This window comes from Ruegeria sp. HKCCD7255 (assembly GCF_013031565.1).
Lineage (GTDB): Bacteria > Pseudomonadota > Alphaproteobacteria > Rhodobacterales > Rhodobacteraceae > Ruegeria.
On the sequence record NZ_WQAG01000014.1, the window covers coordinates 1 to 23491 of the forward strand.

At 57.7% G+C, this 23491-nt stretch carries 23 protein-coding genes; 8 read left to right on the forward strand and 15 right to left on the reverse strand.

Going from position 1 to position 23491, the window contains the following annotated elements:
• Window positions 1-17: 17 nt before the first annotated feature.
• The 6 genes from GOX45_RS19405 to GOX45_RS19430 are packed head-to-tail and all read left to right on the forward strand — an operon-like array spanning window position 18 to window position 5314.
• Complete coding sequence (locus tag GOX45_RS19405; RefSeq protein WP_171103169.1) at window positions 18-707, forward strand: pyridoxamine 5'-phosphate oxidase family protein; 690 nt, start codon at window positions 18-20, stop codon at window positions 705-707.
• Window positions 708-751: 44 nt separating this feature from the next.
• A complete protein-coding gene (locus GOX45_RS19410) occupies window positions 752-2014 on the forward strand; it encodes an ABC transporter substrate-binding protein (RefSeq protein ID WP_171103172.1) in 1263 nt (420 codons plus the stop codon).
• 58 nt (window positions 2015-2072) lie between these two features.
• Complete coding sequence (locus tag GOX45_RS19415) at window positions 2073-2942, forward strand: branched-chain amino acid ABC transporter permease (protein ID WP_171103174.1); 870 nt, start codon at window positions 2073-2075, stop codon at window positions 2940-2942.
• A gap of 1 nt (window position 2943) precedes the next feature.
• Complete coding sequence (locus GOX45_RS19420) at window positions 2944-3897, forward strand: branched-chain amino acid ABC transporter permease (protein ID WP_171103176.1); 954 nt, start codon at window positions 2944-2946, stop codon at window positions 3895-3897.
• A complete protein-coding gene (locus GOX45_RS19425) occupies window positions 3894-4598 on the forward strand; it encodes an ABC transporter ATP-binding protein (protein WP_171103178.1) in 705 nt (234 codons plus the stop codon). The genes GOX45_RS19420 and GOX45_RS19425 overlap by 4 nt, the downstream gene beginning before the upstream one ends.
• An 11-nt stretch (window positions 4599-4609) precedes the next feature.
• Complete coding sequence (locus GOX45_RS19430; protein WP_171103180.1) at window positions 4610-5314, forward strand: ABC transporter ATP-binding protein; 705 nt, start codon at window positions 4610-4612, stop codon at window positions 5312-5314.
• Between the two features lie 302 nt (window positions 5315-5616).
• Here the strand turns inward: GOX45_RS19430 and GOX45_RS19435 are convergent, their stop codons facing one another.
• The 6 genes from GOX45_RS19435 to GOX45_RS19460 form a co-directional block, all read right to left on the reverse strand.
• The gene (locus tag GOX45_RS19435; protein ID WP_171103182.1) at window positions 5617-6312 is read right to left on the reverse strand and encodes an ABC transporter ATP-binding protein; all 696 of its coding nucleotides are present in this window, start codon (window positions 6310-6312) and stop codon (window positions 5617-5619) included.
• Window positions 6305-7027, reverse strand: coding sequence for an ABC transporter ATP-binding protein (locus GOX45_RS19440; protein WP_171103401.1), 723 nt, complete (start codon window positions 7025-7027; stop codon window positions 6305-6307). The genes GOX45_RS19435 and GOX45_RS19440 overlap by 8 nt, the downstream gene beginning before the upstream one ends.
• Window positions 7024-7965 carry a branched-chain amino acid ABC transporter permease gene (locus GOX45_RS19445; protein ID WP_171103184.1) on the reverse strand — a complete coding sequence of 314 codons (942 nt, stop codon included), beginning with the start codon at window positions 7963-7965 and terminating at the stop codon, window positions 7024-7026. The genes GOX45_RS19440 and GOX45_RS19445 overlap by 4 nt, the downstream gene beginning before the upstream one ends.
• A complete protein-coding gene (locus GOX45_RS19450) occupies window positions 7965-8891 on the reverse strand; it encodes a branched-chain amino acid ABC transporter permease (RefSeq protein WP_171103187.1) in 927 nt (308 codons plus the stop codon). The genes GOX45_RS19445 and GOX45_RS19450 overlap by 1 nt, the downstream gene beginning before the upstream one ends.
• Window positions 8892-8923: 32 nt before the next feature.
• Complete coding sequence (locus tag GOX45_RS19455) at window positions 8924-10216, reverse strand: ABC transporter substrate-binding protein (RefSeq protein ID WP_171103188.1); 1293 nt, start codon at window positions 10214-10216, stop codon at window positions 8924-8926.
• A gap of 85 nt (window positions 10217-10301) precedes the next feature.
• Window positions 10302-11687 (reverse strand): hypothetical protein, encoded by a 1386-nt coding sequence (locus tag GOX45_RS19460; RefSeq protein WP_171103190.1) that lies wholly within the window; start codon window positions 11685-11687, stop codon window positions 10302-10304.
• 42 nt (window positions 11688-11729) lie between these two features.
• Between GOX45_RS19460 and GOX45_RS19465 the strand changes: the two genes are divergently transcribed.
• Window positions 11730-12494, forward strand: a complete 765-nt coding sequence (locus GOX45_RS19465; protein ID WP_171103192.1) for a copper chaperone PCu(A)C — start codon at window positions 11730-11732, stop codon at window positions 12492-12494.
• Between the two features lie 80 nt (window positions 12495-12574).
• Here the strand turns inward: GOX45_RS19465 and GOX45_RS19470 are convergent, their stop codons facing one another.
• Window positions 12575-13375 (reverse strand): ferredoxin--NADP reductase, encoded by an 801-nt coding sequence (locus GOX45_RS19470; protein ID WP_171103194.1) that lies wholly within the window; start codon window positions 13373-13375, stop codon window positions 12575-12577.
• A 137-nt stretch (window positions 13376-13512) separates the two neighbouring features.
• On the opposite strand from GOX45_RS19470, the gene GOX45_RS19475 reads away from it, so the two are divergent.
• Window positions 13513-14691 carry an amidohydrolase family protein gene (locus GOX45_RS19475; protein WP_171103196.1) on the forward strand — a complete coding sequence of 393 codons (1179 nt, stop codon included), beginning with the start codon at window positions 13513-13515 and terminating at the stop codon, window positions 14689-14691.
• A gap of 8 nt (window positions 14692-14699) precedes the next feature.
• On the opposite strand, the gene GOX45_RS19480 is transcribed toward GOX45_RS19475, so the two are convergent.
• From GOX45_RS19480 to GOX45_RS19515, 8 genes are all read right to left on the reverse strand, one after another.
• Window positions 14700-15125 (reverse strand): MarR family winged helix-turn-helix transcriptional regulator, encoded by a 426-nt coding sequence (locus tag GOX45_RS19480; RefSeq protein WP_254430479.1) that lies wholly within the window; start codon window positions 15123-15125, stop codon window positions 14700-14702.
• 13 nt (window positions 15126-15138) lie between these two features.
• Entirely contained in the window at window positions 15139-15723 is a 585-nt protein-coding gene (locus GOX45_RS19485) for an amino acid synthesis family protein (protein ID WP_171103200.1), read from the reverse strand.
• Window positions 15720-16301: an amino acid synthesis family protein gene (locus GOX45_RS19490; protein ID WP_171103202.1), complete on the reverse strand. Its 582-nt coding sequence runs from the start codon at window positions 16299-16301 to the stop codon at window positions 15720-15722. The genes GOX45_RS19485 and GOX45_RS19490 overlap by 4 nt, the downstream gene beginning before the upstream one ends.
• The gene (locus GOX45_RS19495; RefSeq protein ID WP_171103204.1) at window positions 16288-17151 is read right to left on the reverse strand and encodes a UPF0280 family protein; all 864 of its coding nucleotides are present in this window, start codon (window positions 17149-17151) and stop codon (window positions 16288-16290) included. The genes GOX45_RS19490 and GOX45_RS19495 overlap by 14 nt, the downstream gene beginning before the upstream one ends.
• On the reverse strand, window positions 17148-18632 hold the full coding sequence (locus tag GOX45_RS19500; protein WP_171103206.1) for a 6-hydroxynicotinate reductase: 1485 nt from the start codon (window positions 18630-18632) through the stop codon (window positions 17148-17150). Before GOX45_RS19500 ends, GOX45_RS19495 begins: the two co-directional genes overlap by 4 nt.
• Complete coding sequence (locus GOX45_RS19505) at window positions 18629-21367, reverse strand: molybdopterin cofactor-binding domain-containing protein (protein WP_171103208.1); 2739 nt, start codon at window positions 21365-21367, stop codon at window positions 18629-18631. Before GOX45_RS19505 ends, GOX45_RS19500 begins: the two co-directional genes overlap by 4 nt.
• Window positions 21364-22194, reverse strand: a complete 831-nt coding sequence (locus tag GOX45_RS19510) for a xanthine dehydrogenase family protein subunit M (protein ID WP_171103210.1) — start codon at window positions 22192-22194, stop codon at window positions 21364-21366. Before GOX45_RS19510 ends, GOX45_RS19505 begins: the two co-directional genes overlap by 4 nt.
• A gap of 166 nt (window positions 22195-22360) precedes the next feature.
• Window positions 22361-23347, reverse strand: a complete 987-nt coding sequence (locus GOX45_RS19515; RefSeq protein WP_254446097.1) for a formylglycine-generating enzyme family protein — start codon at window positions 23345-23347, stop codon at window positions 22361-22363.
• Window positions 23348-23491: the final 144 nt, after the last annotated feature.

The window sequence follows — 23491 nt, forward strand, 5'->3', positions numbered from 1 at the left end:
TCAAAAGGGGATCCGAAATGACAGACCCAACACCCGCAATTCCAACGCATGAAGAGTTCTACACCGACCAGCAGCGCAAGCTGCAGGACGCGCATGGCCACACCAAACTGTCTCATGCCGTCATTCAGGCCATCGTCCGCGATGAGCTGGAAGAGTATCACATCGACTATATCGAAAGTCGCGACTATTTCTTTCTGTCTACGGTCACAGCACAGGGCGAGCCGACGGTGTCCTACAAGGGCGGGCCCGTGGGCTTTGTGAAATCACTGGGCGACAACCGGCTTGTGTTTCCGAACTATGATGGCAATGGCATGTGGCTTTCGATGGGCAATATCGACGCCGCATCCAAGATCGGCATGCTGTTCATGGACTTCGAGACACCTTGGCGCATCCGCGTTCAGGGCGAGGCGAAGCTTTCGAAAGACCCTGATCTGATGGCCCATTTCCCGGGTTGCAACATGGTTGCCGTGGTCGAGGTCACACGCGTCTTCCAGAACTGTGCGCGTTACATCCACAAACACAAACGAACCGAGCCGCACTCGATCTACGTGCCCGACGCCGAAGGCAACCAACCTTTCCCGGCCTGGAAACGGATCGAACCGATCCAGGACTTTCTGCACGAAGACGACCAAGGCAAAGCCGCCGAAAACGGCGGCACAATCAACGAAGAAGAATACATGGGCAAGATCATGGACGGCACCTCTTAAGAAGGTTCGGCTAAAGACGACCCAAATACCAACAGGAGAGAAAAATGAAACGTGTAACCCCCCTGGTCACAGGAATGGCTGTGCTATGCCTGAACGCCTTTGGCACAGAAGCTCAGGCAAACGAAACCACACCGATTTGTGGAATGGGCTCGGGCGAAGCCGCAACAGGTGAACCCATCAAGGTGGGCGGCATCAACGGCAATGCCCCTCCGGGCGACTTTTCTGGCGGAACCGACGCCGCTGCGGCCTATTTCGCCTGCGTCAATGCCAATGGCGGCATCAACGGGCGCCCTATTGAATACATGGTCGAAAATGACCAATGGAACCCCGAGTTGGCGGGTCAAGTCGCCACCAAGCTGGTCAAGGACGAAGGCGTTGTAGCGCTGGTGGGCAATGGCTCGGTTGTTTCGATGGCTGTGAACGCCAAGCTTTACGAAGACGAAGGCATCATGGCCATGGCGTCGGGCTGCGCAATCTCGGAATGCTATGAAAGCGCCAACATTGTCTCGACCAATCAGGGTCCGGTTCCTTCGGGCATCGGCGCGCTGAAATACGCGATCGAAGAGCTGGGCACCACGAGTGCGGCCTGTATCGGGTTCAACATCCCCAACAATGGTGGCTGGGCCTGCGACTGGATGAACACCTATATGGACAGCAAGGGCGGCCGCGGGGTTTCGATCCTGATGGACCCGACGGCGGTCGATCTGAACTCGGTCTATTTGCAGGCCATTGCCGAAGGGGTTGATACGATCCTGCTGATGTTGCCAGCAGGCCCGGCCATCGGGTTGCTGAAGGTTGCCGAAGAACAGGGCGGGCGCGATCTGTTCACATGGGTGTCGCCGACACCGCTTTACGAACCGGGTGTCGAGGCCGTTCTGGGTGATTACTGGGCCGACAACCTCTATATCAATATCGAGCTGAACCAATTCGACAGCGCAGGCGACGACAATACAAACTGGGCTGCGGTGATGGACGCCTATGGTCAGGACGGAGACCGTCGCGATACGTTCAGCCAATCGGGCTATATCTCGGCCAAGTTTTTTGTCGACGCCCTGCTTGAGATGGACCCGGCAACTATCGACCGTGCTTCGGTGACCGAAGCAATTCGCAACATCAGCGGAGCAACGTCGGATTTGTTGTGCGGGCAATATTATGTGGGCAATGGCGACAAGCATCAGCCAAATCATGCGGGACGAATGGTTAAGTTCACCGGCGCTGGGTTCGAATTGATGCGTGATTGCTATGAGTTGGACACAGCCTATCTCGAACCTTTCTTCGAGCAAGAGCGTGCTCTTGGGCTGCGATAACCGGTAACGAAGCGATCGGTGCGGGGGCCGCACCGATCCGTTCCCAAGGATGTTTCCCATGGTCTATGGTTTGTTTCTTGTCTCGGGCCTTGCGGTCGGGTCACTCTATGCGCTTGGTGGCATCGGATTGGTGATCCTGCGCAATTCGACAGGCGTGTTGAACTTTGCCTATGGCGCAATCGCTGCCTTTGCCGCGATGTTTGCCTGGCAAGTGTCTGAATGGGGTCTGCCCGGAATTTTCGCCTGGTTGTCAGCGGTGCTGACGGGCATCGGTCTGTCCGTGGTCTATGGCAGGTTTCTTGCTCCGTCGCTGCATTGGCGTGAACCAGCGGTCAAAGCCATCGCCACACTGGGTTATATGTTGATCCTGCTGGGGGTGATGGGCGTCTTTTGGGAGGACGCGCTGCGCAAGATCTCGCTGCCCAGTGACAAGATCGCCATCACGATCCTTGGGGTGCGGGTCACCCTGACACGGATCATCGCCTTTGTGGTGTCCATTCTGGTGGTCATTGGGATGGTCACCTATCAGCGCCGCTCACGCACAGGGCTGAACATGCGCGCCCTGGCCGACAATCGCAGCCACGCGGCTTTGCTGGGGATCCCGATCGTCAAGACCGAGACGCTGGCCTGGGGCATTTCCGGCGCGCTGGCCGGGTTCACCGGGCTGATCTTTGGCAGTCTTGTCCGGCTTGAACCAACGGTGATCACCTTCATGGTCATCCCGGCTGTGGCTGCAGCCGTTTGCGGGCGGTTGACATCGCTGCCGCTGACTTTGGCGGGCGGGCTATTCATCGGCGTCGTTGAATCAATGCTGACGCTGTACAAACCTGCCGCCGGGTTGCGCACCATGGCCCCTTTCCTCATCGCTGCCCTGGTCATCCTTTGGATGCAGCGCGGCCAGAAACTGACTTTTGCGAAAGAGGCCTAAGATGCTCAGACCGCTTTTTGTCCCTCTCATCGTGTTCCTTGTTGCTGTGCTGCTTCTGCCGCTGGTCCTGCCCGCGCTCTGGATCAAAGTTGTCACATCTTCCCTGATCTTTGCGCTCGCGGCAGCGGGGATCTCGGTACTATTTGCGCAGCTTGGTCTGATCAATCTGGGTCAGGTTGCGCTTGTGGGTGTTGGCGGATGGATCGCGCTGCGCCTGAACTACGCAACGCCCTTGCCCGTTACCGCGATAATCGCCATCGCGGGCATGATCACGGCCTTGATCGGAGCAGTGCTGGCGCTGCCTGCGCTGCGCATTCGTGGGCTCTATCTGGCCTTGGTCACCTTGATGGCAGCAGGCGCATTCCAAATCCTGTTCAACGCGTTCCAATTCCCCAATGGCGGGCCGGGATTCTGGGGGGTCGCGCAGCAATCGGGCGCAGAAATTCGACGCCCAAGCTTTGCTCAATCTGACGCGGCCTATCTGCGGTATACCATCTGTGTGCTGAGTTTCGGCTTTGGCCTTGTTGCACTTCACCGGATCACCGCACCCGGCCGTGCCTGGGCTATGATCCGGCAGTCTGAGGCAAACGCCATGGCCGCGGGCATCAATGTCACCTTCTACAAGATCTGGGCATTTGCCCTGTCCGGACTTCTGGCCGGCATCGCCGGAGGTCTTCTGGCCCATGCGCTGGGGCAGTTGGATGCGCGCAGCTTTCTGGCCGCCGAAGGGATCTTGCTCTTTGCCCTGACCGTGGTCGGCGGCGCGTTCTCGTGGGTCGGTGCGATCATTACCGGCATTCTCTACAAGCTTTTGCCCGCGTTGCTGAATGACTTTGGGGTCAGCGCTGACCTGGCGCTGATCATCTTCGGGGCCGCTCTGCTGCACGCCATCATGACAGCCCCACGCGGGATTGCCGGGCAATTGCTGGGCGCTTTGCAAAGGAAACCCACATGATCACCATCAACGATCTTTCCGTGAAATACGGTGGCGTGGTGGCGCTGGACAGCGTCACGCTGACCTTGAAGGACGATGTGACCGGTCTGATCGGTCCCAACGGTGCGGGCAAGACCACCATGACCAATGCGTTTTCCGGCTTCGCCCCGATTGCCGGGGGCGAGATTGTCATCGACGGGCTAAGCCTTCTGGATCTGCCCCCGCACAAGCGCGCCCGCTGGGGCCTGGCACGATCGTTCCAGAAGGTGCAGATCGTCGATGACCTTACAGTCGAAGCCCATCTGCACGCGGTTTGCGATACCAAGAAGATAGGTCGGCACGATCGTTCCGCTGCCATTGATGAGGTGCTTGAGTTTGTCCGGCTCAGCGATCAGCGCACCAAAATGGGGGCCGATCTGAATCCTTATGAAAAGCGCATGTGCGAAATTGCCAAATGCCTGATCGGTGCACCCAAGATCATCCTGCTTGATGAGCCGGGGGGCGGTTTGTCGGAAAGCGAAATGCAGGATCTTCGGCGGATCATTCGCGAAACCAAAACACGATTTGGCGCCCAAATCGTCATGGTCGATCACGACGTCGATCTGGTGCGAGATGTTTGCCAGTCAACAGCAGTGCTGGATTTTGGACGGCTCATTGCCTTTGGTCCGACGAATGAAGTGCTACAGGACGAGGCGGTAAAAACTGCCTATCTGGGCCGATAGGGAAAAAGTAGATGTTAAAAGTGAACAATATCTCGATCCAATCTCAGACCCGAACTGTCGTAAATGGCGTCTCTCTCGAGGTTGCCAAGGGCGAAATCGTGGCGCTCTTGGGCCCCAACGGTGCGGGTAAATCCGAACTGGTGCTAGGCATCGCAGGGGTGATGCCCCTGAACTCGGGCGTCGTCACCGTGGAAGACGCCGAGGTGTCGGGGCTGGACAGCCAGGCCGTAAGACGCGCGGGAATTTCGGCCGTTCCCGAAGGGCATCAGGTGCTGGAAAATCTCAGCGTGATGGATAACCTGCGGGCTGCCGGGTCTAACCTTTCGGCGCAGGAGTGCGCCACGGAAGTGGAGGGCGCATTGCAGGTTTTCCCCGAATTGGTGGCGTTGAAAGATCAAGCTGCGGGATCTCTGTCAGGAGGACAGCAACAGATGGTAGCCATCGCACAAGCGCTGGTGGCCCGCCCGCGCTTTTTGCTGATCGACGAGATGTCGCTTGGGCTGGCCCCGGTGATCATCGAACGCCTGATCGGTGTCGTGCGCGAGCTGCGCACCCGTGGCATCGGCATTCTTCTTATCGAGCAATTCACCCAACTGGCGCTGAATGTAGCAGACAGGTGCTATGTACTTTCACAAGGGAAAATACGCTTTGACGGAAAGCCATGCCAGCTCAAGGAAGATCCATCCATTCTGGAACGTGCCTATTTGGGCAACTGATAGGATCTGCAGACGCCAATTGTGCCAAAGATGTTTAGAGAGTCGAGATCTACTCCGAACAAGGAACTCTATGAAGCAAGCTCTTTGGCATCCAATCCAAAGACATCACAGTTTACGGTTTGATAGCATCGCCAGGATCGGATTGAGTCGTAAGGATCGTTCCCAATTGGGCTCCAGATAATTCAAGTTTCGCCAAACTGCTGATGTTATCGGATCTGATATGTCCAAACCCGCTCGAGAACCTTGGTTTTCTAGAGAGCCATCTTGAGACATGGGCGACTTTTCTGCCTGCCAAGATGGTCTCAAACCCCAAGATATTTCGTCAGGATCGCGCCATTCCCGGCGACATCGGAAGGTAGGACTGTCTCGCGGTCTTTGCCGTTTTCGATAAAAGTGATGCGGTCGGCAATCGACAGAACCGCGTCGATGCGCTGTTCGACCAGTATGATGGCATAGCCTTCCGCTTTCATCTTGACCACGACCTGCCGGATTTGCTCGATCATGGATGGCTGAAGCCCTTCGGTGGGTTCATCCAAAAGAAGCACCTTGGGGCGCAGGCACAGCGCGCGCGCTGTGGCCAGCATTTGCTGTTCACCGCCAGACAGCGTTCCCGCCACCTGATCCAGGCGCTCCGAAAGTCGCGGAAAGAGATCAAGCACCCAATCGCGGGTCTGAGCACCTTCACCTCGGGTCATGAGCCCCATCTCGATGTTCTCGGATACAGTCAGTTCCTTGAACAGTCGCCGCCCCTGCGGGACATATCCGATCCCGCGCTTGGGCACGAGATGCGCTGGAAGCCCGTCAAGACGCTCCCCGTCCAATAGGATCTCACCTTGTTTGAGCGGCAACTGCCCCATGACTGCCTTAAGCAAGGTCGATTTGCCGGCTCCGTTTCGCCCCATCAAACAATGGATCTCGGCGGCATTCACCGTCAGGGAAACCCCAAACAGAACCTGTACCTGGCCATAGCCGGTATGGACATTCCTGACTTCAAACATCCGCGGTGGTCCCCAGATAAGCCGCCTGAACTGCGGGGTCTGCGTGGATTTCCTCGAAACTGCCCGAGGCCAACAGGCGACCCTGATCCAACACAGTGACATGATCAGCCGTGTCAGTAACGACCCGCATATTGTGTTCGATCAGCAAGATCGTCGTTTCCTCGGCCATTGATCGCATGAGTGTCACGAACGCGTCCACCTCACCTTCGGCAAGGCCCTGGGTCGGTTCATCCAGAATGAACAGTTTGGGATCTTGCGCCAGGCCCATCGCGATCTCCAGCACGCGCTGGTGGCCATAGCTTAGATCTGCTGCGGTCTGATCGGCGCGCTCGGCAAGACCGATTTTCTCCAGCACGGCAGCGGTTTTGGCGTCATGGGCGGCTTTGTCATGGGCCAGTTTACGCCCGGCAGCAAGAGCCACATTATCCTCGACCGACAGGCCGGGGAAGATCGAGGTGATCTGGAATGTATAGGCCATTCCCAACTGCATGCGCTTATGTGCAGGCAAGGTACTGATGTCTTGACCTTCGAAGAACACCTTGCCTCGGGTCGGCGTTGTACGCCCGCTGACCATGCCGACAAAGGTTGATTTGCCAGCGCCGTTTGGCCCGATCAGCGCGGTGATTGCGTTGCGCTGCAAGGTGAAATCAATGTCTGTGTTGGCCTGCAACCCGCCGTAGATCTTGGTCAGGCCCTTGGTTTCAAGAATGTTCATGGCAGCCATGGCAGAGCCCTCTTGCGCAGAGTGCCCGCCAGCCCTTGTGGTGCGAACAGGGTCAGAAGCACAAGGGCCAATCCGGCTACAAGCATATAGGCGTTTGTGACCCCGCTGGAAATGTCGATCAGGTAGAACATGAAGATGACGCCAATCAAAGGGCCGACAGTGGTGCCAGCGCCGCCCAGCAAGACCCAAAGCAACGGAAAGATCGAATACTGAACCGAGGCAAAACTGGCGCCGACATAGCCGAACAACAAGGCATAAGCAGCCCCGGCCACGCCCGAGAACAGGCCCGAGACAACCAGCGCTGCCAGTTTCAACCGCGCGACGTCATAGCCCAACATGCGGGCGCGTTCCTCGTTCTCGCGGATTGCAATCAGGCGTTTGCCAAAGGGTCTTTGCACCAGTCGCGCCATCGCAAGAAAGCAGACAGCAAACAGAATGAAGGCAGTGAAATAGCGCGCTGTTTCCGTGGTCAGGTCAATCCCGGCGATTTGTCTTTGGGCCTGCTGGATGATGAAGCCCTCATCGCCTCTGGTGTATTCGCCATAATAAAGGATCACCAAATAGAAGGTCTGGGCGAACATCAGGGTGACGATCATGAAGGCCACGCCGATTGTGCGCAGAGCCAGATAACCCGCCCCCAGCGCCAGAAGCCCCGCCGCTCCGACGCCGATGACGAAGGCGGGCAAGACGGACAAGCCACCCAGGTTCATGCTCAGGCCGAAGCCGTACATGCCTGCGGCAAAAAACATCGCGTGGCCCAGGCTGAGAAGGCCGGTATAGCCAAAGAGCAGATTGAAGCCGATGGCATAGATCGCCAGCACCATGATCCGCGAGAACGCTCCGACATGATAGGCGGGCAGAATGAAAAAGAGCGCAAACAGCACCACCAGCGTGCCGATATGAAGCGCGTTTGATTTCGTCAGATCCATCAGGCGGCCACCCGTCCCATCAGGCCCTGAGGCCGGAAGACCAGCACCATGGCCACGAGAAAGGTCGCGATGATTTTGGCTAATGTCGGCGAGAAAAACACCGAGATGATACCGTCGCTCATTCCGATAAGAAGGGCCGCGATGACGGTTCCGGGCAGGCTGCCAAGCCCGCCGATGATCACGACGATAAAGGCCAGCAACAGCGGATCACCTCCCATCAGGTAGTGCGCTTGCTGAATGGGTACAACCAGCACCGCCCCCAGCGCGGCAAGCCCCGCGCCCAGGCCAAAAACCAGCGAATAGACCTGACCGACAGGGACCCCGAAGGCTTGCGCCATATCTCGGTCTTGCTGGGTTGCGCGCATCACCAGGCCGATTTTGGTGCGCGTCAAAACCAGCCACAGCGCGCCCAGCACCACAATCGCAGCGCCGATCACAAACAGCTTGTAGGTTGTGACGCTCAGCCCCCAGGGCCAGATCATTTGGAACCCGTTTTCGCCAAATTCGAACCAGGGCAGGGCAAGCCGCAGGTTAAAGGGCGGCTCTACGGGTCGTGCTTCGGGCCCGTAGAGCATCAATGTGGATTGCTGCACGATATAGAGCACGCCGATTGTGGCGACGATTGTGCGATCCACGTCATAGTCGATCCGTTTGAGGATCAGTTGGTCCACGCCCGCCGCGATAGCCCCGACCAAAACCGGCACGATGATGAGCGCGGTCACAAAGCCCAAGGCTGCATGCCCGCTGATCATTGTCGTCACCACCCAGGCAAACACGGCACCAAGCATGAAAAACTCGCCATGCGCGACATTCACCACGCGCATGACGCCGAAAACGATGCTGAGGCCCATAGCCGTAAGCACAAGAATAGCCGAGATGACTGCCCCCTCGAGGGAGGCAAGCATCAGGTGAGGCCCGAAGTCCATCGCTGGTCTCGCTTAGTTGAGAGTGGGTCGTTTCAGAAGGATTGTGTCGTATAATCCACTTCGTCCGCATAGAGGCCATCTTCGATCGATGCTGTGTGCACGACCTCAAGATTTCCGTCGCTGACCTTCGAGATAAACTGTTTGCCAAACGCCTGGTGCGTCTTGCCGTTGAACAGCTTATCCCCTTGAGGATGGTCAAGTGACTCAGGCATTTCGGTCATGGCTTCGACCGCCTCGATCAGTTTGGTGCGATCTGCAGGGCCCTGATAGTCGGCAGCTTCCATACCGGCCTTGATCACGTTCAAAGTCTCCCAGCAGCCAAACATATGCGCGTAGGTTGCGACATTTGCTGGGTCGTCAATCGCGGCACCGCGGTCATTAACCCCAACCGCTGCACGATAGGCCGAGGCCGCCTCGGATTCATTTGCTTGTTTGTGGCGAGGCATGCCCTCCCAGAAATAGGTGCCTTCCAGGAACTCAAGACCGGGGCTTTGTATATCGACGGCTTCGAGGCTGTCGATAAAGCCAAAGATTTCGGGTCGGCTGGGTCCAAAGAACTCGCCCATTTCCTTGACGAATGTCAAAACTGCGGGGCCGACCATCACGTGATAGATGACTTCGGTTTCGCGCGGGATGTTGGGGAAATAGCGGGTAAAGGTTGTCTCGGTTGGAGGGATGGCGATCTTGGCAACAACTTTACCGCCTTGCGCTTCGATCGCTTGCGAGAAGAAATCGCGGTGATCGTGGCCGAAGGCAAAATCAGGATAGATCATAGTGACCTTTTTGCCGAGGTTGTCAGCCACGAAAGGCGCCATCGAGATCACCTGACTTTTCACATCGGTGATACCGGGCTGCAGCGTATAGCGATTGAGCATTCCGCTGGCCACATGATGGCCTTCAGAGACCACAAAATAAGGCAGTTTCAATTCGCCTGCGCGAGGGGCAGAACCGATCACCACATGGCTGAACAGGGTTCCGAAGGCCACATCGACCTCGTGCTGGTTGGCAAATTTTTCCAACACTTCAGCACCGCGCCCCGGGTCGGTTGCGTCATCCTCGGTGATGATCTCGACGGGGCGACCGTTGATACCACCCATATCGTTGATGCGCGCGACAGCCGCGGTTGTTGTGGTATCGTACCAACGGCCATAAGCGGCCCCGATACCAGTGGCATGTTTCTGAAAACCGATTTTGATCGGAGCCGAGCTTTGTGCCTGCGCAAACCCAAGCGAGCCGGGCAGGACGCCGGTTGTCGCCAAGGCTCCGGCGCCAGCACCGAGACCCAAAAGTGTCTTTCTGCGACTGATCTTTGGGGGGTTCTTCATGGCGTTTTCTCCTCTGTTGTTTGCTGGGCGATGTCTCGCCTCTTTTGAAGTAGTTTGTATGCACACTAACGAGCTGTCTACATTTTTATGCGCCTCTTGGGCTTGCGAGCAGCCAAAGCCCGAAGATTGTGTAGAAAACCATTAGAATTGAGATACCCGATTGCAGGGCCAGGATGTCTCGACGTGAGCTGCAAAAAGTCTCGGCGGTTCGGTGACTTAGGATCACAGCCAGCACATGTGACAAGACAACCGCGCCTGCCTGGCAAAGCCATATTGCTTTTACCGTGCCGGGGACCGTCAGAAACCCGATCATCACGCGACGATGTCCCAGACCGAACAGGTTCCAGCCAAGAGCGAACGGATCTGCCAGTGTGGCTAGCACAACTTGGATTTGAACCAGGAAGGTCACAAAGTAATGTGCGAAATGATAGCCAATCGCAATCGGTAACAGGGTGACCGAAAAGCGTACGAAGGCTGTTTTGAATCCGACGCTGCCTTTGACCAAGGCTGTTCCTAAGAAAATGGCGAGTGCGAAAATCGCAGTCAGAAATAGAATGCTGCCGTAAAGGCCAAGCGTTGTAGGCCAGACCAGCGCCGTTCGGCCCGGATATTCAAGTGGATTGACCCCAATCCGCGCAAGCCACCAAAAGGTTTCGTAGAGGCCGTCGAAACTGCCCGACGCCAGGACAATCAGGATAAACCCCGCGTGGCTGAGATCTAGCTGATGTTTGCTAAAGACTTGCCAACCCGGAAAACCAATTGAGCGCCCGTTCAGGGGCCGAAGAAGGCCGATCAGAGTGAACAGGACCGTAAAGCACTCGACTTGCCGCAGCCAGGTCTCGCGCCCGAAAACTGTCATGCCCGCCAATGTAAACACCCAGTAGCCGATTGCGAAAAGAGCTAAACGCTCAGGATCATTTGGTGCGGCGTCGGCGAGTACAAAGCCCTGAAATGCTGCCATAATCACAACTGCAGGCCAGATCGAAAGACCTGCCGGCAAGGTGATCAGCGCCTTGGGTTCTGGCACCAAAAAACGGTGCAGGGCAGGCCACGGGTTGATCCACGACCAGATGTCGATAACCAGGGCCTGCACAACAAACAGCAGCATCCACCAGACTGTCCATAAGACCAAGGGCATCAGGTTTGCCTGCGGATCGGTGGGGCCGCGCAAGCCGATCAGTATCAGAAGCGCCAAACAAGCAGCGGCAAAAAGCTGCCCCCACTGGTTCCAGTCTCTTGCGCCCGGCGGCGGACCAAATTTCACTGGGCGCATCAAGTGGTCAAGCTGTCCGGGTCGCAGCAGGATAAGCAACAGGATTGTGGCCGCGACGGTCAGGGTGCCCCCGACAATATATGCGGTGGTCGGCAGAAGAAGTACAAAGCCCTGATCAGCGGCGTGGGCCAATGCGGGCCCCGACGCCAAAAGGACGGCCAAAGGCGCAGCAAGGCAGGACTTCACAAGCAGCGTCATTTAATTAGTATACACATAAATTTCTGCGAGGGGGCAAGTCTGATGAAGAAACGCTGGTTCGTCATTGCGATTGTCTTGGCTCTGCTTGGTCTCACCTACGTTTATACGAGTAAGCCGCAAAGTGAAGTTAAGGTTTCTGACGGGCGCGCCGTGCCTATGGGAGCCTCGGGCGAGCTGTTCATGGTCACTTTGAACCTGCAAAATGACGGTGCTGCGGTGGCCTTACAGGGCGTTACTTCTCCGTCCGGCGCAGACGTATCCATCATGAACCCCGGCTATGATGGTGGTCTTGTGGTGCCCGGGGGTGATACGGCGCAGCTGGCGATGGATGGCGCTCATGTCGTACTGCGCGTGCCGCAGGGATCGTTTCCGGCGGGCGGGTTTCATTCCCTGGCCCTGGAATTCGACGACGGAAGCGAAGTCTCGGCTCGTATCCTGCATCCCGAAGTCACCGCAGCAACAGCAATGGATCACAGTGCAACCAGTGGAGTCCCCCTGTCGCCGGGGCCATCCATCGCGTTGGTGCAAGATCCTGAGGTCAGACCTGAAGGGTTTGATGTTGAGATCCGCGTTGAGAATTTCGAATTCACCCTTGTTGATGATAGCGCACCCCATGTCGATGGTCAGGGCCATGCGCATATCTATCTGAACGGGCTCAAACTAGGGCGCCTTTATGAGGAACGTTTCGCCATCGGAGCGCTGGCACCGGGCGATTATGTGCTGAGCGTTGTTCTCAACACGAACGACCATCGCCCTTACGTCTCGAACAGCGAGCCTGTCATGTTGTCTTATGCGTTTACGCTGTAAACTGTGCCGGTCGGATATTTGGCGTTCTGTTCGAACACAAAAAATTTTGCCAACGGAGGTGCTTGAGCAGGCGTTTCACGTCAATCCACGAAAGCGCGTTCGACTACAAAAGTATCGGGCTTGTTGTTTGAGCCCTCGACCAGCCCGAAACCTTCAAGGGCCGTCTTGGTGTCTTTGAGCATGGACATGGAACCGCAGATCATACCCCGATCAGCTTGGGGTGAGATCTGTGGCACGCCCAGATCGTCGAAGACTTTGCCCGAGGCCATCAGGTCAGTGATCCGGCCCATAAAGGGATAGTCCTCGCGCGTTGTTGTCGCATAAAGGCGCAAGCCGCTGGCAAACTCACCACATAACGGATCGTCCTTGACCGAGGCGACCAGGGTCTGGCTATAGGTCAGCTCAGCCACCTCGCGACAGGTATGTGTGACGATGACCTCTTCGAATTTCTCATAGGTTTCGGGATCGCGGATCAGGCTGGCAAAGGGGGCAAAACCCGTGCCGGTCGCGAACATCCAAAGCCGTTTGCCCGGCAGCAGAGCGTCATTGACCAATGTGCCTGTCGGCTTTTTCCGCATCAAAACAGTGTCGCCTTCCTTGATCTTCTGCAAGTGCTCGGTCAACGGGCCGTCCGGAACCTTGATCGAATAGAACTCAAGCTCTTCGTCCCAGCTGGGTGACGCGATGGAATAGGCCCGGAATACCGGCTTTTCCGCGTTGGGCAGGCCAATCATCACGAACTCACCGGATCGGAACCGAAACGACGCGGGCCGCGTCATGCGGAAGCGGAACAAACGGTCAGTATAGTGTTGTACCTCGGTGACCGTTTCGGCGAATACGCCTGTGGGGATCGGGAATGCGGTCTCGATTTTGCCATCCATAACACTTACTCTAATCGTTAGTATACTAATGAATAGGCGATTGCCCGCGCGTGTGTCAATTCTTGTTTTCAAGGCTTTGAGCCGAACAAACAGGCTTGACGCTTTGCCCTAAGATATATTCGTATACTAACGAACGGATGGAGGTGCTCGTGGAAAAGCTGGTCATAAAAAACATCGGCATGATTTTGTCTGGCAAAATGGAAGAGCCGATCTTTGACGGAGACTGCCTGATCGCGATTGATGGCAAGATCCTGGAATGGGGGAACGAGAAAGATCTGGATACCGAGGATGCCACCTGTATCGTCGACGCACATGGGGTGACGCTGGCGCCGGGTCTGATCGACAGCCACGTGCACCCGGTTGTGGGTGACTACACCCCCCGTCAGCAGCAACTGCACTGGATCGATTCCACCCTGAATGGTGGCGTGACCACGATGATTTCAGCGGGTGAAGTGCATATGCCCGGGCGTCCCAAGGACATTGTCGGCCTCAAGGCGATGTCGATTGCGGCGCAGCGCTGGTACGAGAATTTTCGCCCCTCCGGGGTCAAGGTTCATGCGGGTGCACCGGTTATTGAGCATGGGATGGTCGAAGAGGATTTCGCCGAGCTTGCCAATGCCGGGGTCAAATATCTGGGTGAGGTCGGGCTTGGTTCGGTCAAGGATGGCAAGACGGCCAACCAGATGGTGGACTGGGCCCGCAAATACGGCATTCAATCGACGATCCATACCGGAGGGCCATCAATCCCCGGTTCAGGATTGATCGACGCAGACATGGTGATCGAGACAGGCACTGACGTGATCGGCCATATCAACGGCGGTCACTCGGCCTTGCCCGATGATCAGATCATCTGCCTGTGTGAAACCTGCACCAAACAAGCCTTCGAGATTGTCCACAACGGTAATGAGCGGGCCGCGGTATTGACAGTGAACACCGCGCGCGAGCTGGGCAAGCTGGATCAGGTCATTCTGGGCACCGACGGGCCTGCGGGTTCGGGGGTGCAGCCATTGGGCATTCTGCGCATGATCGCGATGCTTTCGGCCTTTGGCAATGTGCCCGCCGAGATCGCATTTTGCTTTGGCAATGGAAACACGGCCCGCCAGCGTGATTTGGATGTCGGATTGATCGAAAAGGGCTATGCGGCTGATTTTGTCCTGCTGGATCAGGCGCAGCATGCGCCGGGCAAGACGATGCTGGAAAGCGTGGCGCAGGGGAATCTGCCGGGTGTGGGCATGACCATCATCGACGGGGTAATCCGCTCGGAACGGTCGCGCAATACACCACCGGCCCAAAGACTGCCAGAACGCATCTTGTAAGGGGTGTTTCAGCTGATCTTTTTGAGCAGTTGCAGCAGGGTTTCTCGTTCAGCTGTATCAAGCGGAGCAAGCGTTTCGTCCGATATCGACAGCCCGTCCGCGTATAGCTGATCCATCAAGGCCGCGCCGTTCGACGTCAGCGATATGATCGACCTGCGCTTGTCATGAGGATCTGACGCTGATTGCAACAAACCTTTTGACTTCAGCCGATCCACCACCCCCTTGATTGTGGCGATATCCATCGCGGCCAAACGTCCAAGCTGGTTTTGACTGACCTCGCCGGTTTCGGCGACGCGGATCAGGGTGGCAAATTGCGTAGGCGTCAGCCCTTCCGAGACCCGACTTTGAAAGATTACAGCGTGGCGCTGGCTGGCCAGCCTCAGAAGGTATCCGACCTGTTCACTCAGCCGATATTTGGTTTCGCTTTCGGACAAGACGGACTCCCATTTACCGAAGCCCGTCTTTGCCCTCTGCATCCGCATGGGTCAAGCCCCCGACACGTGGCAGGGGTCGGCCGCTATCAGTGACGGCGACGGCCACCATAATCTCATTGGCGCGCGGCGCATCGTTCAGGCGCACTTCGATCCCGTCAAAATGGCTGCGCACATAGGCGGCGTCCTTATGACCGAGAGGGACGTCCAGCACCTGACCGGGTGATCCCATCTTCTTTGATGAGGGCACCAGAGCGGCACCTTTCTCGACCTCTTTGCGCAGCGGAGCGCCAAGCTTTGGGTGCAGGATGGCTGCGGCGTGTTCCAATTCACCATTTTCGCCAACCATTGCGGATTTGCCAAAGCTTTCGGCCTGATCGGGAGTGATGCCCAAAGCCTGGACACATTTGCGACCCAAAAGCGCGCCCAGCTCTGCGCCAATATCCATCAGCGGCGTCAGATCTTCCTGATAGGCGCCTGCAAACGGGTTTTCGATCACCGCAACGGCCACGGCTTTGCGGGTTGCGGGATCTATTTTGCGCCCGATTTCGGCGTGGATTTCTTCGATGGTAACGGCAATTTTGCGTATCTTGGCGGTCATCTCAGCCCATCCTCTCCCTTGATGTCTGCGGCGGCAAGGCCGCCTGCGCGGTTATGTATCCGCGCGCCGGTACTCATGACCAGAACCAGAGCCATCTCATGCGCTTTGGGCGCATCATTCAAGCCTACTTCCATACTGTCGAAATGGCTGCGCACATAAGAGGCGTTGATATGGGTTATCGGAACGTCCAGACGCCCACCAACACCGGCAACTTTCTTCGATGACGGCACGATTGCGTTGGAATCGTTCAACAGCTCGCGCATCGCATAGCCGCCCGGCGCGTGCCAAAGCGCGCCATGTTCTAACTCACCTGCTTCGCCGATCATCGCGCCTTTGCCGTAGCCTTCGATCTGATCGGCACCGCCCAAATGGTTCACCAGCCGCCCGGCCATCTGCAGGCCCAGCGGTTTGAGATCTTCCATGAACCACTGGATATCCGGCTCATAGCGGCCAGCAAAGGGGTTGGTTATCACCGCAATCGCAGCAGCTCGGCGAAGGGGGGTCTTGGGCGCGGGGCCGCCTTCATGAAAGATTTCTTCGACCGTATAGGCGGTCTTGCGCAGGTCAAGCTTGGACATGTTCAGGCTCTTGTTGGAAGGTTAATATCTGAGCGCCGAGGGTGGCGCAGCGGCCTTGCAGAAACGCTGCAGCTGCAGCGATACCCCCTTGGGCTTGAAAGGTTCTGGCCGTTTCGATCCCGTTGGCCAGCGCACGGTCGCACTCTTCGTCAGAGAGCGTGTCACAACTGACAGTGACAGGCAGGTCGCCCAAATCGCTGGCCTCGTCAACCTCGCGGGCCGGGCGTCGGGTGACCGCAGGATGATCCGGCAAATCGACCGCATTTGCCACAAGAGTCGCCGCGACATCAGCCTTTGCGGCGGACCGGGCCAGAACGGTGACGCTGTCGGCGATCCCCAGCGACAGGCTGCGCCCGTGACGACCCGAAGTAGCGATGCCGCCAATACCATCTTCGGCCGAGATATCGATGCGCCCCAATTGCTTACCATCATAGGCGCTGATCGCCGTCCTGAACGATGTGCCCGGTGCCAGATATAAAGCGATATCACCACCATTGTTGACGTAGGCGCGGGTAAGGGGCGCGCCAGAAGTCATGGCGCCCAGCACCTCATCAGCAATCGCACCGGCAACGGCGGCCATGCGCGTCAGTTGTGTCTGACCCACATAGGGCAGGCAGACATCATGCATCCTCTTCGCAACCGCGCCTTGGGGCCGAGCGCTGCGGGTACCAAGGCGGGTGCGCAGGTCGGGGAGTTCGTCCACAAGCTCGGCGATAATGGTGCCAAAGCGCTTGGTGGCAGCGTGATAGGCCTGATCTCGGGCCCCTTCAGCCCATACGACCAGATCGCTTGGCCCGTGTTGCAGATGAAGCCGTTCGCCATCAGGCAGGATGCGGGCTGTTGCGCTCATTCGGGTTGGGCTTTCCACCGGTAATTGCCCAGATCCATCGGGTCGCCCGCCTTGGGGTTTTGGGGCACGCGGCGTGTTTCGGTCGCGTTGATATCGCTGACGCGCCGCATGCTGTTCACGTGGCCACCCAAGGCGGCATAGTCGCTGACGCGCAGAGTGAACTCGATCGGGGCCACCAGTGCGGGTGTCGGCACATAGCCGAAAGAGTTGGTGGGCATGTCCAGAACATCTACCATTACCGTGATGCCGCCACCGGGCCAGACATAGGCATTTGCGCCACCGCAAGAGACATGTGTCAGCGCGTCCTTGACCGATTTGGTCAATCGCACAGGGTTCTCGGTCACTCCTGCGCGCAAGCTGCCACCGGCGCCCCCCATGAACAGGACCGAGCATACCGAAGGTTCGCAGTTCTCGGCAATCAGATGGGCCGACAGCGCCAGGGGCTTGGGCACGTCGCGGAGCTCTGGCACAAGGTCCGCGTTCAACTCGTAGTAGGCGAATTGCTCACCGGTAGTGGATACCATGAACAGCCGCAGCCCTTCCCAGGCCACTTTGGGATTAAAAGGTCCAAGGATCGCCAGCGGATCTTCGATATCGGTGCCGCCCCAACCGGTGCCCGGTTCGGCCACCTGGAAATAGCGCCCGGGCGTCGAGCGACGCCCCTTGATCTTGATGCCTGTCGGCGGCACGTCCAACTGCTTGCCGGTTTCATGTTCGCTGAGCACACCGGTGATGTGGTCATCCACAACCACCACATCGTCCACATGGCCGATCCACTGTTTGGGGAACATGCCGATGGTGGCTGATCCACAGCCCACACGCATCAGGTTTTCGGTCACCCCGTTGATGATCGGGGGCTTGCCCGCCTCGACAACCACTTCGGTGGCGTGATCTGCCTCGCCAATGGTCATTGTTACGGCTTCGCGGTTGCACAGACGCAACAGCGCGTCGCAGGTCACCCGGCCTTCTTTTTTCGAGCCACCGGTCAGATGCTCGACCCCACCAAGTGAAAGCATCTTCGAGCCATATTCCGAGGTCATCACATGGCCGATGGGCTCCCCATCCACGCGCACGACATCACGCTCATGGCCGAGATGGCGGTCGGTGTCGATCTTTACCTTGACGCCGCAATAGCTGAAGATCCCTTCAGTTACGACGGTGACCATATCAACTCCGTCGACCTCCTGACTGGCGATGAAAGGGGCAGGTTTGTAATCGGGATAGGTGGTCCCGGCGCCCACGGCTGTTACGAATTGCCGCCCACCCTTGATGATGTCGCCATCCCAGTCTGCTTGCGCGCCTTCACCCATGAACGGCACCAGATCCTGACCGCTTTGGATTATGGTAAGGGGATCCAGCCGGACCAACGTGCCCTTATGGTTGGCATAACGATCACAGGCACCGGAGTTGCCATCGGCGATATAGCACATCACCGGGCAGGCATCGCAGCGGATCTTTTCGGGTTTGCCCACGTCTTTCATGATGTGCCCCTTTGGTTGATAGCCGCATGGACGGTGCTTGGCGTGGCTGGTCCCTTGTACAGCCGCACACCCGTTGCATGTTTGATCGCGTTCAAAAGCGCGGGTGCAGTGGGGATAAGTACATGTTCACCCAGGCCCTTGGCCCCATAAGGTCCGTGTGCGTCCTGTTCTTCGATGATGATTGTCTCAATCGGGGGAATATCCCCGATGGTCGGTATCAGATAGTCATGCAAATTCTCGGTCCGGCCCGGGATATACTCTTCCATCAAAGCCATGCCCAGACCTTGTGCAATGCCCCCATGCACCTGACCTTCCACCAGCATGGGGTTGATGGCCTGACCCACATCATGCGCCGCGACAAATCTGATAGGTTTCACAGTGCCCAGGGTCAGATCGACCTCGACCACCGCAAGATGCGCCGCATAGCCGAATTGGGCATAGGGATGGCCCTGACCGTTTTCATCCAGAGGTTTGGTCGGCGGATCATAGCTTTCGGAGGCGCACAGCACAAAGCCCTCATCGTCAGCGGCCAAGGATCCAAGGTCCAGAACATGAGTACCGGCGGCATCGATGGCGTGAACCGCGCCTGCGCGGAACTCGAGCGTGGCATCTTCGGCTACGTTCAGCCGCTCAAGAATGGCCGCTCTCAGCGCTTCACCTGACAGCCGCGCGGCGTTGCCTGACACAAAGGTCTGGCGCGAGGCCGAGGTTTTGCCTGCATCGGGCGTCATATCCGTATCCGCTCCGACCCGTTCGATCTGGGCTGCATCAATGCCAAGTGCGGTGGCAAAAACCTGCGTGATTACGGTATTTGCGCCCTGACCGATATCCATCGCGCCCTGATGCAGCACGACTGTGCCGTCGGCGCAGATGCCGCTCTTGATGGTCGAGGGGTTCGGGAGCGAGGTGTTTCCGCAGCCGTACCAGCCGCCCGCAACGCCAACACCGCGTTTCACCTGTTGGTGCTCGGCGTTGAACTGCGCCGCCGCCGCGCGTTCGCTGGCCCAGGCGGGACGCAGGGCCTCAAAACAGGCTTTGATGCCGACCCCCTGGTCAAATACCTGGCCACAAACGGTTGGGACTCCGTTGTCCAGTGCGTTCAGGACACGAAAGTCCAGCGCATCCATACCCAGCGTGTCGGCCAGTTCATCAAACAGGCTTTCTTGCGCAATCGCCGATTGCGGCACACCAAAGCCCCGGAATGCTCCGGCAGGGGGGTTGTTCGTATGTACGCCTTTGGCGTGAGCGCTGTAATCGGCCACGTGATAGGGCCCCGAAGCGTGAACCGGCACTCGGTTTGCAACCGTCGGTCCCCAACTGGCATAAGCGCCGGTATCGAATGTCCCGCGAAAGTCGAAGCCGCAAAGCTTTCCATCCCGGTTGGCTCCAATCGTCACCGTAATGTCCGAGGGGTGCCGTTTGGTCGAGCTTTGCATCGATTCCGTTCGGGTATAGCAAAGCCGCACCGGCTTGCCCGTTTTCAGTGCGGCGAGCGCAAGATAGGGTTGGACGCTCAGATCGAGCTTCGACCCAAACCCGCCCCCAACAGCTGTTGGGACGACGCGGATTTTGGACCGGTCGATACGCAGAATATGTTCCAGCCCTTCAAGGTCCATCACCGGGGCCTGCGTGCAGGCGTGAACCTCAAGGCGACCATCGACCAGTTGGGCAAACCCAGCCTCAGGCTCGATATAACCATGTTCAACAAAACCGCTTTGGAACCGGCCCTCGACCGTGAGATCGGCGCGCGCCAAAGCGGATTTGGCATCACCGCGGCTGACAAAGCCGCCGCACATCACGTTGCGTTCGCGTCCCTTGTGCAATTGCGCCGCATCCGCACTTTGGGCTGCGTCAACATCGGTAGCAGCGGGTTCTTCTTTCCAAGTGATAGGCAAGCTCGTGGGATCAATTGCGCGCAACCTGTCGCGGGGGCCGACCAGTGCCGCGACAGCTTCACCCCGAAACCGCGTTTCAGTTTCCGCAAAGACGGGCTGATCCTCGAACCCAGGGATCACGCCGTATGTATTCTGACCCGAGACATCAGCCGCCGTCAAAACCGCATCAAGCCCTGCCTCTTGGGCAAATCCCTGCAGGTCGCCGATTTCAAACTTGGCCCGTGCAAAGGGGGACCGGATGACCAGGATCTCAAGGCAACCCATTGGTGCCACATCGTCGCCATAGGCGACTTGTGCGTTGACCTTGTCTCGCCCATCCAGATGCCGGATCGCATCGCCAACGGCGCCGTCAGTTCTTACCGCGACAGCCCGTACGCCCATCACCGCATCAATGATCTTGCGGTAGCCGGTGCAGCGGCACAAAACACCACCAAGCGCGTCTTGCACCTGTTCCTCACTGGGTTCGGGCACGTCGCGCAACAAAGCAATCGCCGATACCATCATGCCCGGTGTGCAGATACCGCATTGTGCGGCACCATGGTCTAGAAAGCTCTCGCTGAGACGGGTGGCAAGAGGATCATTGGCCTGAAGGCCCTGTACAGTCTCAACTTCACGACCGGCAACCCGATGTGCCGGTGTCAGGCAGGCACAGACAGGTGCGCCATCGATCAGAACCGTGCACGCGCCGCAATCGCCCGCGTCGCAGCCGATCTTGACATCGCGCTGTCCGAGCCCTTCGCGCAGCAACTCGGACAGGCGCTGCCCGGGCGCAAGAATTGGGGCCTGATCCTGCCCGTTCAGGCGGAACGGCGTCGGTTTTTCTGTCACTGGTTTGTTCATGTTTCAATCGCCCTCAGGATAGAACGTTGAATCTGTTCGGCAGCTGCCGCCAAGCGATAGTCACCGCTTCCGCGCACGTCATCAATGGGCGCCAGCGGGGCCAAATGCGCCTGCGTGATCCGAAGTGCCCTCGGATCCTGGCCAACAAGATCGGCCTCAAGATCAGCAAGCCTCTGCGCCACGGCCGAACAGGCCCCCACAGCGATACGTGCTTCGGCGACCTTACCCTGTTCGTCCAGCACCACATTGGCCGCCGTCATGACGATTGAGATCACCAGATATCGGCGGCTTCCCAGCTTCTCAAATCCGGACCTCATGCCGGGTGGGCATTTGGGGACCAGGATCGCGGTCACCAACTCGTCTTTTGCCAAAGTGGTCTGCCGCACTCCTGTGATGAATGCGCTCAGCGGTATTACCCGAACACCGCGCTCCGCACTACAGAGCTCGACCTTTGCATCCAACGCCAACAATGGCGGCACACCATCCGCGGCTGGAGAGGCATTGCAGATGTTTCCCGCAACTGTGCCCGCGTTCTGAATTTGAAGGCTACCCACTTCGCGCGCCGCTTGTTTGAGCGCATCAAAACCTGGTGGCAAATCCGCCTTAGTCACATCGGACCAGGTGACAGCCGCGCCAAATCGGACGCCCTCGTGGTCCTGCGTGATGTCCGAGAGGCCATCTATCCGCGTGATATCAAGCAGTGATGTCGGCTGTTGCCCGGGCTGCATGGCGGGATAGAAATCAGTACCACCGGCCACAACACGTGTTTCGGCCTCCTGAAGAACAGAAAGAGCATCAGATAACAAGCTGGGTTGCGAGTAGGCCATGCGCTCCTGCTATCGTCGTTAGTATGCAAACGATAAGGGCTGGCATCTGACCGAGTCAACAACAATATCTGATTGGCGTAACTGATCTGGGCCGAGTGATGAGGGATGGAATTTTCCGATTACCAACCATTGCAAGGGCAAGCGTCGCAGGCGGGTCGCGCGGAACCTAAAGGCGGTCTGGCCAGGCGATGCGGAATCCGTGATGTGGTGTTGCGCTGTCCGGCGATGTGCCCGATCGCGCAGCGATCCGGTACCGATAGCAATAAGAGCGGTGGCACAGGAATGATCCGCCTTTGGACAACTTATAACCTGGCATACTCGCTAGCCGGTCCCGGACTTGCTTTTTCAACGACTTGATCCTGAACGCATCGGCTGTCCATTCCCAGACATTGCCAACCAGATTGTACAGCCCATAGCCGTTTGGATCGAACGAGCGTGCAGGGGCCGTTGTGATAAAACCGTCTTGGCCGGTGTTAAACTCCGGGAAACGGCCTTGCCAGATATTACAGGGCAAGACATCGGTATCGTTGGGCTCCTGGTCTCCCCAGGGGAAGCGCACGTCGCCCAACCCCCCTCGGGCGGCATGTTCCCATTCGGCCTCGGTGGGAAGATAGCCTCCGACCCAAGTGCAATAGGCGCGCGCGTCGTTCCAAGAGACCTGAACCACCGGATGGTCTGCGTGCCATGTGTCTGCTTGTGTGCCAGGGCCGTTTATGTCGCGCCAGTTTGCGCCGTCGACCCGCCGCCACCATTCGGCCCCGGAAACAGCCTGTGTCGGCCCCACCTCTTTCGGGACCTCGGACCAGAATACAAACGACCATCCGATCCGTTCGGCTTCGGTGACATAGCCTGTGGCCTCGGTGAAAGCTTGAAACTCTGCGTTTGTGACCGTCGTAGCACCTAAGCGAAACGGTTTTATCCTTGTTCGACGCAACGGTGCTTCGCCATCGTTTGGAATGAATTCGGTGCGGGTGCCTAGCAGACTGTTGCCACCGGGAATCTGGCAAGCGGTTGCCCAGAGCTTTTGATTTGTCAGAGGATCTTTCGAAATCTCAACAGGGGCCAGTTGAGAGCCGTTTCGTGCTGGCCCGCAACAGTTTGGATTTTTGTCAGAATGCGTCACAGGTTGGACACCTGCCTTTATATCGGTCAAAGAAAGTGGCGATGCGGTTGGATGCGACAATATCAAAACCAGAGACCACGTCGATATGCATATCACACGATTTGAGACCAAGTCATTTTGTTGGCCCGTGGAATGGGCGCTGCGCGGCGTTCCTTCCAGGCCCGAGCCTATTGC